We start from the raw sequence: 14,031 nt of genomic DNA, 5'->3' as shown, positions 1-14,031 counted from the left end.
CCGCGGCTTTTAAACAAGCGATCATGCTCTTGGCTTCACCAAGTTCAATTGCCGTAGAAAGTAACGAAGACATCCACCTCAGTGCAGATGGACAGATCAACCAAATTGCACAAGGAAGCATCAACACCAGCACCCAAGACAGCATCATCGGACATGCCAGCAAAAAGATCAGTTTATTTGCCGCGCAAGAAGGGGCACGACTGTATGCAGGGAAAGGTAAGATCGAGATTCAAGCACAAGGAGATGGTGCTGACCTGATTGCTAGAAAGGGTGTGCAGATTATTTCCACGGAGGCAAATGTCGACATCACGAGTGCGAAAGAAATCGTACTGACCGCAGGCGGTTCACAGCTAAAAATAAATGCTTCAGGGGTATTTCCTACGACTGCAAGTAAGTTTGAGGTTAAGGCAGGGCAGCATCAGTTTGTGGGGGCCAGTTCTATAAGTTATGAAATTCCGTTACTACCTATTACAGATATTTATTCGCATCAATTCATTTTAAAAAACAAATTTGGGTTGGTTCTAACGAATACTAAATATGTACTAACAGGTAAAAATGGTAAATTGATCAGAGGTATTACGGACAGAGAAGGAAAAACAAAGAGAATTTATACTTCTGAAAAAGAAAATTTCAATTTGGACGTAGATATTTAAAATGAATAATAAACAATATCAAACTGATTTAGATAATCCCATATCTGAAGTAGCCTTAGATGAATATTATGTGGTTATTGGAACAGAGACTAATTTGCCAGAATTGGCTTATTTACCTAAAAGAACCTTTGCTTTGAAAAGTAAAAATCATCACGATTTGAAATCAGAGTTCCCAGAAAATAATAATAGTGGCGAATGGGGTCATGCATTTTTTTATATCACGAAAAATCAAGAGGTATTAACATTTTTTAGTTTTGGGCCTGCAGCTAATGGAAATAATATTATAGGCAACTTATCAACCTGTGATTATCCTATAACCGAAGTTAGCTATTTATATCGTGCTAAAATAAATGAAGATAGTGCAAGAAAAATTATGTTTGATGTAAATCAGATTAGAAAAAAAAGCTTGAGTATGATTTTTGATGAGGAAAAACAAGAATACATTGAAAATAATTCCTCTGAAAAAAAGTATAGGGCTTTAACGAATTCAACTTGTGCAAAAGAAGCTGAGAAAATTCTAAAAAAAAACTTAGGTGATATAATTCCAGATGGGAAAGGTTTCGTAAAGTACGGTCCTATATCAATTCCTGCAGTCAATCCATATTCTTGGTGGGAAAAATTACAAAAGTCATCGTTAAATAAATTTAAATATCCACAATATCCCGAGCTTGGTATTGCTAAATCAATGCTTGGAAAAATAATGAAAGATAATGAACCAAACTATGTCCATAGACTTTATGGAAGAAATTTGACTCATTATTATAATTCAGAAGATATCATCTGGAGAGAAGGTGATGATGCCACAAAAGAAGAGTATTGGGTTTTGGGAGTGGGTGATGTTGATCCGTTAGTAGATTGGGGCTATATAAATGAATAAATTTCTCACATATATGTTTCTAACTCTACTTTGTTTTTACTCAAATGTTACAGCATCAAATATAATTAAAGAATCAAATCGTGAGGCTATTGTGATAGATAATCAAAATTTCTGCACTGTTTTGAATGAGATATTTAAAGTATCTGAAAGTCAGAATTTAAATAGTGCTAAAAATTTAGGACCATTTCAATTGCATGTTTTCAAAGATGGTCGTCCTTCTAGTTGGGGTATGTATAGATTATCAAAGAGTATATTGGGTACTCCTGGTAAAATTGTTGTGTATCTAGATGGTGGAGTTGCAAGTGAGATGATTCTATCACCTAATGCAAGGCATCACTTCAAAAATGACTTAATTTTAAATGCAAATTGCATTAATAATCTTAATATCAGATATATCAATACAGAGCTAAAAAATAATCAAGATTACATATATGTACATGTATTTTCAATCAATCTAAATACTAAGAAAGTAGTGATGAGATTTTTCTCAAACATAGAATTCAAAGGCAATGATCTGAGTTTTAACCGATTAACTTTAAAAATTGATTGATAAATTAACGAGAAAGAGCTCTTTAGCGGTTTTTTTAAAAAGACATTACATATTCGAATAGCTCACACTACCTGCACCCTCAGGTGGAACCTAAGTAATTTTTTATAACGGATCTTTAGTTAAGATTAATTTGGCTGCGGAAAAATATCACCGTTTAATGTTGGATGATAAAGGCGTGCCTTTTTACATCAGGAATTAAAAACAATAACGGGGTGGAGTCAGAGCAAAGCAAACTTTCTCTTTGGAATACATCCAAGTAGTAATGAAGGGAAAAAATAACGATTTTTTTAACAAAAGTTTCAATATGAAAAATTATCTGAGTTTAATTTTTGGATTTTCGATATGTTGCCTATTATTGGCTTGTACTCCAAATACGAAAAGTAAAGGAAATGAAATCATGCCACCACAAAGTGCTATTTTACATTTTGGACAGCAAGGATTAAAAGATTTTATTCAATATAGTAACGCGCCAATAGACCGCCAACCTGCGGGGATGAATTTTTTGTCACTAGATTGGAGACCGCCCAAACTGGGACAGGTTAAAATTGTAACTGAACAAAGTAACTTTGAAATTGATAATGTTATTAGTGTAATGGGGACGCAAATTGCACGAATGGGCAATGATGGTGTTTTGATTATGGATGTAACCGCTAGTTTACATGCTAATGAATATACGACTAGAGAAGATGCATATCAGGCTTATGTAAAACTTATGAAGCAAATGAGTGAGAAAAACTGGAAGCAGTATTTTTTACCTTATTCGGAACGTATAGATAAAAAAGATAATTTAAAATATATGAGTCAAAACATGGGAGAGGTTATTGACCCTAGCTATATTTTAAGTTTTAAAGAGTGGCAAGAAATGATGGATCTGACTAATGGCCATATGTATTTTAATTTATATAATAGTAATATTAATTTGGGGATATCTCTTTCTAAAACATACAAAGATGATAAAAAAGAACAGTATATGCTGAGATACAGTTTTGAGCATTTTAGATATACTGGTTTTAATGCTATTTCTAACTCAGATGAAATGACAGCAGAACAGTTAAAACAAGCCTTTTTAGATGAAAGGAGGGAAAATGAAAAAGATCGTAAATTTAAGGAACAAAAAATTAAACTGGAAGGCTATCATATTGATGGCAGCTATGTAGACCCTGATGTTTGGCAATATATGAGATAGGATATTTGGTGGGCTTTGTTTCACAAAGTTGTTTGTTAGGTTTAATTTAGCAATATAATTGTGAGACGAGTAAGCCCACACCTAAAATCTATTCGACATCCAACTGGCCTAATTACAATAAAAAGTTTTAATTAATCGTGGAAATATTTCGATTTGTTTCGATCTTCAGACTCAATGGTGCACAAAATTACTGCAGTAGTTTCGCTAAGAAAAATGCAAACCTTGGAAAGATAAAACTGAGTTCCTAGAACGTAATGAGTTACTTCGAATAATTCACTGTTTAGGTTTAGGCAGAAACCTATGAAAATAATGGTTGGTTTATCATCGTCGCTTTGGTAGAAACCAAGATACATCGCATCAAATATAGATAAGCTGACAAAATGCACTGAGCCAGCGAACACTGATGATACCTAAAGCAGCCATGGTGGTATTAAGAAAGGGTTAGATGTTTATATGGCATCAGACCAAGATGATAAGGTTAAGCGTTCAGTCGGTACAACGGTGAGTGATGGGGTGCAAATGTCACATTTATGGATTGCTAATAAGATAAAAAGCTCAAAATTATTGAGTTACATGAAGAAAAATTGATTTTACAAATAGAAGATTGGCGACGAGTTAAATTCAAACCATCCACAGAAAGAAAACTAGGTAAAACCATCGCAATTCGATGCCCATATGATCAAAGTTTGGTTACTATTACTGGTGATAAATTCGATCATCATGAAAAATGTAAAGGCTTAAATAAACCTAATTGTACACGGACAGTAACTGCACACGGTATTAAATTAGAATTTGTTTTACCAAACGAGATGTTGGAGAGATGAAAGAATGTCAACACAAGTAGATGATCAAGAAATAGATTGGCAAAAATGGTTGAGTTTAGAAGTAAAAGATACAAGTTTATTTAGAGATAAGCTGCTTGAGCAAGAAATGTATCACAAGAGATTTGATACGTTTGTTAATGGTATATATACAGTTGTTGATGGATTTAGCGATTATAAAAATGATTCTAAATTTGGTGGATATATAGCATCTGGTCATCAAAGATTAAAAGATGCTCTGAACTTGATATCTTTACAATATTCAGCAGGCGGGGATTTAAATTCTATAAAAGAACTTTATCCATATCTTCTTCATTGGGCAGAAGAATATGCTGAAACGAGTCATCTTTATAATTTAAGCTCTGATGCAGGTGGACGTTATGTCTGGCATATTTCCTTGGGAACTGAAGATTATTGGTATATTGCTTTACGATTGATATGCTTTGGTTTACTGACAGGGTATGCAGATCAAATGAGTCGAATTATGACGATTATCGACTACACAGAAGCAACACCTGAAGGACAAGAAAAAGATGGCTTAATCGAGCGATTGGTTGCTCCATTTGTAACAGATCGAGGCATACCATCGAATGATGCACGTCGACATTTGCCTTATCGCAAGCTCATTAAAGTTTTTGATGCTGCACCTGAAAAACGTCCAGCGATGATGTTGCAATACTTAGAAGATTGGTATGAAGCCAGTCGTCGTGAACCTTATCATGATCAACATCCACAACCTGATATTAGATCAGGTATCAGTTATTTTGGTTATTGGTCATGGGAAGCGGCAGCTGTTACATGGTTGTTAGATATTGATGATATAACTTATCGAGAGCATCAATTTTATCCGAAAGATTTAGTCGATTTTGCTAAAGCACAATCAGAAAAAGTATAAGCATAAGATTCGGTAGAAAAAATTAAAATCAAAGGTGGGGGTAAATGTCCAAAAACAGGTTATTGGACGACACCTGCTCATCCAAATCAACGTCTGCAATTTAATAAAGGTGAGATTTTACCAACGTTTTTAGAAAAAGACTGGGGTCAAGTATATTGGTATTTTGATGGTGAAGAATAAAACTATATCGCTCAAGGGGAAACTTTCGTATTTATCGAAGTTTAATAAAAAACCCGCTTTCGCGGGTTTTTTGATCTCAAACGAGATTACATATTCGGATAGTTCGGACCACCCGCACCCTCAGGTACAACCCAAGTAATATTTTGTGACGGATCTTTAATATCACAAGTCTTACAGTGAACACAGTTCGCAGCATTAATTTGGAAACGCTTAGAACCATCATCATTTTCCATGATTTCGTATACACCAGCAGGGCAGTAGCGCTGAGCAGGCTCATCCCATTGAGGAAGGTTAACGTTTACTGGAATTGATGGATCAGTTAATTTTAAATGTGCTGGCTGGTTTTCTTCGTGTACTGTATTTGAAACAAACACTGAAGATAAACGGTCAAATGTAAGCTTACCATCTGGTTTTGGATAATTTGGTTTGAAGTTCACAACATCAACAGTTTTTAAAGCAGTGTAGTCAGGTGTCAAATCACGTAAAGTGAACGGAACTTTAAATACATTTTGATCGATAAAGTTGAATGCACCACCGAAGAATGTACCAAACTTATGCATTGCAGGGCCAAAGTTACGAGCATTATATAACTCTTCTTTTAACCAACTGTTGTTAAATTTCTCTGTATATGACGTTAACTCTTTAGCAAAGAAATCTTCGCCTTCTGTCACACGAGCAATTGCAAGGTCGCCGCCTTTTTCTACACCAGCTTTAATTGCTTCAAATACAGCTTCACCACATAACATGCCTGATTTCATAGCAGTGTGTGAACCTTTAATTTTTGCAAAGTTCAAGAAGCCAGCATCATCACCAATTAAGCTTCCGCCTGGGAAGGTGAATTTAGGAAGAGAGTTAAAACCACCTTTAACTACTGCACGTGCACCATAAGAAATACGTTTACCGCCTTCCAATACATCTTTAATTAATGGATGTGTTTTCCAACGTTGCATCTCCATGAATGGATACATATGAGGGTTTTGGTAAGATAAGTCGACAATCATACCCAATGATACTTGGTTATTTTCAGCGTGATATAGCCACCAACCACCAGATGAACCAGTTTCAGTTAAAGGCCAACCTGCACCGTGCATGACTTTACCTGGTTTGTGCTTCGCTGGATCAATTTCCCAAAGTTCTTTAATACCGATACCGTAATGTTGAGGATCAGCATCTTTATCTAAGCCGAATTGAGCAATTAGGCGTTTACCTAAATGACCACGGCAGCCTTCAGCGAATAACGTGTATTTCGCATGGAGCTCATAGCCTGGGGTAAAGTTATGTGTTGGCTCACCATCTTTACCAATACCCATATCACCTGTTTGGATACCTTTTACAGTGCCATCAGCATGATACAGAATTTCCGCTGCTGCGAAGCCCGGGAAAATGGATACTTCAAGTTCTTCAGCTTTTTGTCCTAACCAGCGTACAACGTTACCCAGAGAGATGACATAGTTGCCGTCGTTGTGCATTGTTTTAGGTACAAAAGCATGAGGCATTTTTTGAGATTTTTGATCTGAAAGAAGGAAGTACGTTTCATCTTCTGTAACAGGTACGTTTAAAGGTGCACCTTCTTCTTTCCAATTTGGGAACAATTCATTAATAGCGCGTGGTTCAAGCACTGCACCAGAAAGAATATGCGCACCTACTTCAGAGCCTTTTTCAACGACACATACAGATAAATCGTTGAGGTTGTTTTCAATTGCAAGTTGACGGATTTTGATCGCAGCTGAAAGACCCGCAGGGCCCGCTCCAACGATTACAACGTCAAACTCCATCGATTCACGTTCGATGTGTTCCATAAAGGACTCCTCATAAAGTAAAGGGTGGCAACCGATAATTCCGACGGTGCTGCCATGAGTGTTCTTAGTTGCAGGTACAATTTTGCTCTCGTACCTTTTATATATTTTGCGCTAGTATAGGTTCAAACCTTGATCAAGCCAATTGGCTGAGTCGCTTTATTTTCCGTCAGCAGGGCATAAACCATGGTAAAACAAAATGATTCTATAACAGCACAGCCTGATTCACTTGTACCTGATGATAAAAACTTAATCAATATCGTACAATATCTAAAAGATGCACAGTCAAGTCACAAAAGGTCAGTCCCACCTCTTGAACAATGGAACCCAAAGCGTTGTGGCTCAATGGATTTGAAAGTAAAAGCGAATGGTGAATGGTGGCACGAAGGTCAATTGATTAAAAGACAAAGCCTCATTGACCTATTCTCGACAGTACTGTGGAAAGAAGACAACAAATTTTACTTAAAAACACCCGTTGAGCAAATCGAAATTGAAGTCGAAGATGAACCTTTATTGGTCAATCAGGTAGATCAAGTCGAGATTCAAGGGCTTTCTTATCTACAGTTAACAACGACCACTCAAGATCTCATTATTGTGGATCAAGATCATCCGATCTTTATGCGTGATTTTCAAGGAGAGATGCGTCCTTATGTGCATGTGCGCTTTGGCATCAACGCATTGATACAACGTTCAGCTTTTTTTCATTTAGTTGAAATGGGGGAGTTGAGCGAAAATGAGCAAGGTGAATCAGTTTTGAATTTAAAAAGTGGTAATCTGCTATTGCAATTAGGGACTTGAGGTTTAAGCTTAGCCCATTCATTTAAGCATTATAAAAGTAGTCGTTGAGATGTCTGCAATTTTACCCCAACCGAGCTCTAATGAGCCTATGCCTCATGCACTTGAACATGCCCCTATTGGTATTTTCGACTCGGGTATTGGTGGTTTATCAGTTGCATTGGAAATAGCAAAATATTTACCCAATGAGCATATCCTTTACTATGCAGATACAGCTCATGTCCCTTATGGTCCGCGTGAAGATCAAGATATTCGTCAGCTCACAGCACATGCAATTGAGTGGTTGTATCGTCAAGGATGTAAAGTTGCGGTTGTTGCGTGTAATACGGCCTCAGCTTTTAGTCTGGATTACTTAAGGGCGCATTATGGTGAGCGATTTCCAATTATTGGATTGGTTCCTGCGTTAAAACCTGCAGTTTTACAGACACAGTCTAAAGTGGTGGCTGTATTGGCGACTCCAGCGACTTTTAGAGGTCAGTTAATCAAGGATGTAATGCAGAATTTTGCAGATCCTTTAGGTGTTAAAGTTCATCAAGTCACCAGTTTGGATTTGGTTCCTTTTGTGGAAGCTGGGCAACAAAATTCGCAAGCCTGTATAGCAACATTACAACGAGTACTTGATCCCGTCATGCAAGATCAAGCCGATTTTTTGGTGTTGGGTTGTACGCATTATCCATTTTTAAAATCTGCAATTGAGCATCTTTATACAGAGCGACTGACTTTGGTTGATTCTGGATTTGCTGTTGCACGACAAACTGCAAGAGTCCTTATCAAAAATAAATTCAATGCTACTCAACCATATGACAAATCAGTGCAGTTGCGTTGTGTCGTCAGTGGCGGAAATGCGCTTGAACTTCAGCCTGTACTTCAAAATATGATCGGGCATCAAATACTATGGTCAATTGAAAATTTAACTGATACATTCGAAGAAGAATGATCAATATCAAGCTATACATTTTAAGCCTTATGAATAGGGCATTTTTACCTAGATGCAGGATTGGATTAAGGCATGCTAGATAAGCGTTACCAAGTGTTTATTACAACTTCTGGTAAAGAGATGCAGCCAGAGCGTATGGTTGTGTCTCAAACGCTGATCGGTATGGGTTTTTTTTCCTGGGGTTTAGAACAAAGAACACCTGTAACAACCGCTTTTGCGCGCCGTCAAATTGATGATTGTGATTATGTACTTCTGCTTTTAGGAAGCCAGTATGGTGAGCAATCTGTCTCTGGTATTAGTTACATGCACTTAGAATATATCTATGCAGTGACTAAGCAAAAGCCCATTATTGTATTTATGCATGAACAGCCAGAATTGCGTGAGGCGCATTTACGAGAGCATGAAGTGGATCTTCAACAGCGCTTTCAAAATTTCCGTCAACAGATCATTAAAGAAGTTGATCAGGTCGTATGTTTTAAAAGTGCTCGTGAATTAGAGCTTGCACTCAGGTCTCATATGCCTCAAATGCTTGAGCGTTACCCTGTTTTGGGTTGGGTAAGACCACAAAGCATTCAAGCAAAACAAGATGAGATTGATCGATTAAGAGCTCAACTGGCACAAGCAAAAATGGAACAAGCCAAATCTGAAGTCGATCCTTTTCTATCTTTGCCTAGAATAGAGTGGGATGATCAATTCAGTTTTGATTATCGTATGCATGCCTATGTTGATAGTCATTTTAAAGAAATTATTTGTATACGTTCCATGCGATGGCATGAAATTTATGCTGTTCTTGAGTCTCAATTTTCCCAAGCAACACCAGAAGATTTTTATTCTAAAGTGTTGAATCAGTATTTGACTGATACGGGGCTGGTCGATGCTCAATTACAACTTCCTAAGGCACATATGGTATCTAGAGCACAGATTAATGTACGTGCATTGCATACCATCAAGCAACAAATGCGTAATAATGAATGGATCGTTCCTGTAGGACGAGATGATCGTCAGCGGATGTTATGGAAATGCATGAATAAATAGATCAAGTTCATATGATAGTTTTTCTCTGTCATTCACATTTTAAAAAGCAATCATAAAATCACGCCGAATTTACTTAGACTCTGATAAAGTATTTCTCAATTAAACAGTGAATTGATGTGGATCAGATGTCTGAGTTAAAGCCGAAAATCACCGTAATTATCGCCAATTTGGGAACACCAGATGCCCCGACAGTGCCTGCGGTACGAACTTTTTTAAAACAGTTTTTATCTGATCAGCGTGTGATTGAGATTCCATCGTTTTTGTGGAAAATTATCTTACATTGTTTTGTTTTACCATTTCGACCAAAGCATGTTTCTGAAGCATATGCGCAGGTGTGGAATGAAGATTCACCTATGCGTGAAATTCTGTTGAAGCAAACAGATTTAATCCGTCAAAAAGTTATTCAAGATTATCCAGATTTTGATGTTCAGGTCGTTCCTGCAATGACTTATGGTCATCCTAGTATTCATGAGGTTCTAAAAAAACTCTCTCAGACACCGCAAGATCACGTCATTTTATTTCCACTTTTTCCTCAATATTCAGCGACATCTACAGCACCTTTGTATGATGCATTGGCGAAATGGGTTTTAACGCAGAGAAATTTACCTGGCTTAAGTTTAATACGCGATTATTATCAACATCCAAAATTTATTCAGGCTTTGGCAAAGAGTGTTCAGGTTTTTCAGGCTCAACACGGTAAAGCGGAAAAATTATTAATGTCTTTCCATGGGATTCCTCAGCCTTATGCAGATAAAGGTGATCCATATGCCGACCGTTGTAGAGTTACAGCGAAAAAAGTCGCAGAGGCTCTGGGATTACGTGACGATGAATGGGCTATCAGTTTCCAATCACGATTCGGTAAACAAGAGTGGGTCAAGCCATATACAGATGCGTTGCTGACTGAATGGGGACAACAAGGAGTTCAATCTGTCCATGTTCTCAGCCCTGCTTTTTCAGCAGATTGCTTAGAGACTTTAGAAGAGTTGGCTGTGGAAAATGCCGAAACCTTTAAAACGGCTGGCGGGAAAGATTATGCCTATATTCCAGCGTTAAACACTGATGCAGCACATATTGATTTGTTGGTCGATTTAGTAGAAGCTCAACTGGATGCACTCAAGATTACCCTTCAACATTCTGCATAAATTTAAAGGTTCCTATGCTTCAAGTTAAAATTATTCCTGTGACAGCATTTCAGCAAAATTGTTCATTGGTTTGGGATCAAGAGACCAAAGAAGCTGTGTTAATTGATGCAGGTGGCGAGCCTGAAAAAATTATGCAAGTTGTGCAAGAGTTAGGCTTAACAGTGAAGGAGTTATGGCTAACTCATGGTCACCTTGATCATGCTGGCGCGGTTGGAGCATTGGCGCGAGAGTGGGGTATTCCAGTAATTGGTCCTCATAAAGAAGATGCATTTTGGTTAGATATGATTCAGGAAGTTTCAGCACGATATGGTTTTCCGATTCCAGAGCCTGTTGTGGTTGATCAGTGGCTTGAAGGTGGTGAAACTTTAAAATTAGGAGAAGAGTCCTTTGAGGTTCGATTCGCTCCTGGTCATACGCCTGGTCATGTCATGTTCTATAATGCTAATTATGGCTTGTTATGGACTGGCGACGTTCTTTTCAAGGGTTCAATTGGACGAACAGATTTTCCAAAGGGAAATCATCAACAGTTGTTAGATTCGATTGAGAGAGAATGTTTTAGTTTGCCAGATGAAACACAGTTTATCTCAGGGCATGGTCCAATCAGCACTATTGGATATGAGAAAAAGTTTAACCCTTTTGTGGCAGGTAAAGCTGGTTAATTAAAAACGAAAAAAGTGATCTCGATTGATGTCATTCAATTCCAAAAATAGAAGGGCAGCAGCTAACACAAATAATGCAGAGATTAAAATCAAGACGAAATCATGTTGATAAATGCCTAGACCTGCAAAAAGGAGGCCTAGGCAAGTTAAAATTATACTGAGTATGAATGTGAATTTATAAAGTCTCATGTATTTATGAAAGTAGAATTGTTGTTTTAATGTGATTATCATCACAATATCACAACACAAACTTAAATAAAATCACATTTATTGAGTTTTCTTAAAAAAGCTAATTTTTTTTGTTTGTGTAAATATAATTGAATTATTCTTTTAATATTGAGCAATGTTGGCATTATTCATGATATTCCCCTTGATCAGCTTGAGGAGAATCCTGTGTTGGAAGGCGATATTCATCATTTGCCCAAGCTCCTAAATCGATAAGTTTGCATCGTTCAGAACAAAATGGACGAAATTCATTGCCAGTCCATTGACTAGGCTGTCCACAGCGTGGGCACGGAAATGTTTTTGGCATAAATCAATCCTAGTAAAATAAAACAGCTAAAATAGGCAAAAGCATTTAGAGTTGCTAGACTTGTCGCGTTTTCATAAGTTTGATCTGATTATGCCGATTCGTCAATTTCAAGCACAGCGTATGTATGCGCCACGCGATTTTCAACCGATTCTAGCTGAACCACTATGTGTTGAGATTGGGGCGGGTAAAGGTAAACATGCTTTATTGTTTACGCAACAAAATCCGCAAAGACAACTAATCGCGATTGAACGAACCAGAGAAAAATTTCTAGCGATGCAAAAACAGCATCAACTAGAGGGTCAAACCAATTTGCGACCTGTACATGCAGATGCAATCCCTTGGATCGTACATGCGCTATTTCCACAGCAAGTTGAAGATTTTTTTATTTTATATCCGAATCCCGAACCTCATAATCCAGCGCAACGTTGGTTGAATATGCCTTTTTTTGAATTTTTACTGTCTCGATTGCAATCGAATGGTACGATCACTTTGGCCAGCAATATTCCTGAATATATCGAAGAGGCAGAGCAACAACTGCTTAATGTTTGGAACCTTTCTTATGTTAAAGAAAGAATCCCTTCAACTTCGGCAAGAACGCATTTTGAAGTGAAGTATCTAGAACGTGGTGAGTTATGCCAGCAGTTGATTATTCAAAAACCTGAAGCGTACCAAACTCGCTTCGATCACTTTATGCCTCTGCAGGGGCAAATACCGATCTCTTCTGAAAATCAACAAACGAATGATCTATGAATTTGGAATATTCAAAGCGAATCGCAATCGTAGGCGCAGGTCCGGCAGGTTTAATGGCTGCTGAAGTTTTATCTGCTCATCCTGCATTTGAAGTTCATATTTTTGAACAAAAGCCTTCAGCTGCACGTAAATTTTTGATGGCAGGTAAAACAGGTTTAAATATTTCTCATGCCGAACCTATCGATCAATTTATTGGTCGTTATGATCATGCCGAATGGCTTGCACCTTGGGTGAGAAAGTGGGATGCGCGTTGGATTCGAAATTGGATGAAAAACCTAGGGATTGAATCCTATGTTGGAAGCTCTGGTCGTATATTTCCCAATGAAATGAAAGCAGCTCCATTACTGCGTGCTTGGTTAAAAAGTTTAGTAGATACCAAGGTCAATTTTCATTATCGGCATCAAATTACCGCGCTTAATCAAAATGAACTGACAGTTTTTGATACTCAATCCAATTCAATACGAACTGAGCAATTTGATGCGATTGTATTGGCGTGTGGCGCTGTGTCATGGGCGCAGTTGGGTAGTGATGGGGCTTGGCAGTCATGGTTGGCTAAAGAAGAGTTAAAAGCGTTTTCCCCGAGTAATGCTGGTGTAGTCAGAGCTTGGTCTTCGTATATGGAACCTATATTTGGCTCGCCACTCAAACGAGTTGAAGCTTGGGTGGATCATCAGCCCAAAGCTAAGGGGGATATCGTGATCACCCATTATGGTTTGGAGAGTGGGTTGGTCTATAAGCATGGTCGGGCACTTCGAACACAATTGCAATATCAAGATTCCATGGTTTTAAATTTAGATTTACTGCCAGAATTATCTGAGCATGAAATCATCTCTAAACTTAAGAATGCTAAGAAACAAAGCATAAATAATGTTTGGCGAAAATTGGGATTAGACACTGCAAAGTCAAATTTATTACGTGAATTGACCCCAAAGCATGATTGGGCGTTTGCAGAGAAAATGGCTCAGCATATTAAACATTTATCTATCAAACTAGACGGTTTTAGACCCATTGAAGAAGCCATTAGCTGCGCAGGTGGTGTACGGGAAATTGCCTTGACTAAACAGTTACAGTTGAAAAGTAATCCAATTGTTTTCTGCTGTGGAGAGATGTTGGATTGGGATGCCCCGACAGGTGGTTATTTACTTACAGCGTGTTTTGCAACAGGTCGAGCAGCAGGATTAGGTGTAATTGAATACCTAAATAAAACTGTTGAAAAAGACTAG

Annotated in this window: 13 protein-coding genes and 2 pseudogenes; 13 read left to right on the top strand and 2 right to left on the bottom strand. The window is 37.7% G+C overall.

What is annotated here, in order from left to right:
• The 6 genes and pseudogenes from AC1M87_RS12195 to AC1M87_RS12170 all read left to right on the top strand — a co-directional run.
• Positions 1-653, top strand: a 653-nt coding sequence (locus AC1M87_RS12195) for a DUF2345 domain-containing protein (RefSeq protein WP_481593821.1), incomplete at its 5' end; no start/stop codon positions are given.
• A gap of 1 nt (position 654) precedes the next feature.
• Positions 655-1,530, top strand: coding sequence for a hypothetical protein (locus tag AC1M87_RS12190; protein ID WP_481589457.1), 876 nt, complete (start codon positions 655-657; stop codon positions 1,528-1,530).
• On the top strand, positions 1,523-2,080 hold the full coding sequence (locus AC1M87_RS12185) for a hypothetical protein (RefSeq protein WP_481589456.1): 558 nt from the start codon (positions 1,523-1,525) through the stop codon (positions 2,078-2,080). The genes AC1M87_RS12190 and AC1M87_RS12185 overlap by 8 nt, the downstream gene beginning before the upstream one ends.
• 397 nt (positions 2,081-2,477) lie before the next feature.
• Positions 2,478-3,266, top strand: a complete 789-nt coding sequence (locus AC1M87_RS12180; protein WP_227554596.1) for a hypothetical protein — start codon at positions 2,478-2,480, stop codon at positions 3,264-3,266.
• A 379-nt stretch (positions 3,267-3,645) separates the two neighbouring features.
• Positions 3,646-4,090: pseudogene (locus tag AC1M87_RS12175) on the top strand (hypothetical protein); the annotation flags it as partial.
• Positions 4,091-4,094: 4 nt separating this feature from the next.
• Positions 4,095-5,162, top strand: a pseudogene (locus tag AC1M87_RS12170) (PoNe immunity protein domain-containing protein).
• A gap of 86 nt (positions 5,163-5,248) precedes the next feature.
• Here AC1M87_RS12170 and AC1M87_RS12165 read toward each other — a convergent pair.
• Positions 5,249-6,961 (bottom strand): electron transfer flavoprotein-ubiquinone oxidoreductase, encoded by a 1,713-nt coding sequence (locus tag AC1M87_RS12165; RefSeq protein ID WP_481593820.1) that lies wholly within the window; start codon positions 6,959-6,961, stop codon positions 5,249-5,251.
• Between the two features lie 183 nt (positions 6,962-7,144).
• On the opposite strand from AC1M87_RS12165, the gene AC1M87_RS12160 reads away from it, so the two are divergent.
• The 5 genes from AC1M87_RS12160 (at position 7,145) to AC1M87_RS12140 (ending at position 11,526) form a co-directional block, all read left to right on the top strand.
• Positions 7,145-7,756 (top strand): DUF1285 domain-containing protein, encoded by a 612-nt coding sequence (locus tag AC1M87_RS12160; protein WP_481593819.1) that lies wholly within the window; start codon positions 7,145-7,147, stop codon positions 7,754-7,756.
• 49 nt (positions 7,757-7,805) lie between these two features.
• On the top strand, positions 7,806-8,690 hold the full coding sequence (murI, locus tag AC1M87_RS12155; protein ID WP_481593818.1) for a glutamate racemase: 885 nt from the start codon (positions 7,806-7,808) through the stop codon (positions 8,688-8,690).
• 72 nt (positions 8,691-8,762) lie between these two features.
• Entirely contained in the window at positions 8,763-9,725 is a 963-nt protein-coding gene (locus AC1M87_RS12150; protein WP_481593817.1) for a DUF4062 domain-containing protein, read from the top strand.
• Positions 9,726-9,850: 125 nt separating this feature from the next.
• A complete protein-coding gene (hemH, locus tag AC1M87_RS12145) occupies positions 9,851-10,867 on the top strand; it encodes a ferrochelatase (RefSeq protein ID WP_179999216.1) in 1,017 nt (338 codons plus the stop codon).
• Positions 10,868-10,881: 14 nt separating this feature from the next.
• On the top strand, positions 10,882-11,526 hold the full coding sequence (locus AC1M87_RS12140; protein ID WP_481586765.1) for an MBL fold metallo-hydrolase: 645 nt from the start codon (positions 10,882-10,884) through the stop codon (positions 11,524-11,526).
• Between the two features lie 352 nt (positions 11,527-11,878).
• On the opposite strand, the gene AC1M87_RS12135 is transcribed toward AC1M87_RS12140, so the two are convergent.
• Complete coding sequence (locus tag AC1M87_RS12135; RefSeq protein ID WP_035264978.1) at positions 11,879-12,058, bottom strand: DNA gyrase inhibitor YacG; 180 nt, start codon at positions 12,056-12,058, stop codon at positions 11,879-11,881.
• 84 nt (positions 12,059-12,142) lie between these two features.
• Between AC1M87_RS12135 and AC1M87_RS12130 the strand changes: the two genes are divergently transcribed.
• Both AC1M87_RS12130 and AC1M87_RS12125 read left to right on the top strand, forming a co-directional pair.
• Positions 12,143-12,808 (top strand): class I SAM-dependent methyltransferase, encoded by a 666-nt coding sequence (locus AC1M87_RS12130; RefSeq protein WP_481593824.1) that lies wholly within the window; start codon positions 12,143-12,145, stop codon positions 12,806-12,808.
• A complete protein-coding gene (locus tag AC1M87_RS12125; protein ID WP_481593816.1) occupies positions 12,805-14,031 on the top strand; it encodes a TIGR03862 family flavoprotein in 1,227 nt (408 codons plus the stop codon). The genes AC1M87_RS12130 and AC1M87_RS12125 overlap by 4 nt, the downstream gene beginning before the upstream one ends.

The sequence above is a fragment of the Acinetobacter sp. 24-47-62 genome (genome assembly GCF_056779765.1).
The sequence above is the reverse complement of the archived record's forward strand: the minus strand, read 5'-3'. Positions and strand labels throughout refer to the sequence as shown.

What these genes read in the sequence shown, in the direction of transcription:
- AC1M87_RS12190 (WP_481589457.1), top strand. Translation starts at nt 655, where the DNA reads ATGAATAATAAACAATATCAAACTGATTTAGATAATCCCATATCTGAA.
- AC1M87_RS12185 (WP_481589456.1), top strand. Translation starts at nt 1,523, where the DNA reads ATGAATAAATTTCTCACATATATGTTTCTAACTCTACTTTGTTTTTAC.
- AC1M87_RS12180 (WP_227554596.1), top strand. Translation starts at nt 2,478, where the DNA reads ATGCCACCACAAAGTGCTATTTTACATTTTGGACAGCAAGGATTAAAA.
- AC1M87_RS12165 (WP_481593820.1), bottom strand. Translation starts at nt 6,961, where the DNA reads ATGGAACACATCGAACGTGAATCGATGGAGTTTGACGTTGTAATCGTT.
- AC1M87_RS12160 (WP_481593819.1), top strand. Translation starts at nt 7,145, where the DNA reads ATGGTAAAACAAAATGATTCTATAACAGCACAGCCTGATTCACTTGTA.
- murI (WP_481593818.1), top strand. Translation starts at nt 7,806, where the DNA reads ATGTCTGCAATTTTACCCCAACCGAGCTCTAATGAGCCTATGCCTCAT.
- AC1M87_RS12150 (WP_481593817.1), top strand. Translation starts at nt 8,763, where the DNA reads ATGCTAGATAAGCGTTACCAAGTGTTTATTACAACTTCTGGTAAAGAG.
- hemH (WP_179999216.1), top strand. Translation starts at nt 9,851, where the DNA reads ATGTCTGAGTTAAAGCCGAAAATCACCGTAATTATCGCCAATTTGGGA.
- AC1M87_RS12140 (WP_481586765.1), top strand. Translation starts at nt 10,882, where the DNA reads ATGCTTCAAGTTAAAATTATTCCTGTGACAGCATTTCAGCAAAATTGT.
- AC1M87_RS12135 (WP_035264978.1), bottom strand. Translation starts at nt 12,058, where the DNA reads ATGCCAAAAACATTTCCGTGCCCACGCTGTGGACAGCCTAGTCAATGG.
- AC1M87_RS12125 (WP_481593816.1), top strand. Translation starts at nt 12,805, where the DNA reads ATGAATTTGGAATATTCAAAGCGAATCGCAATCGTAGGCGCAGGTCCG.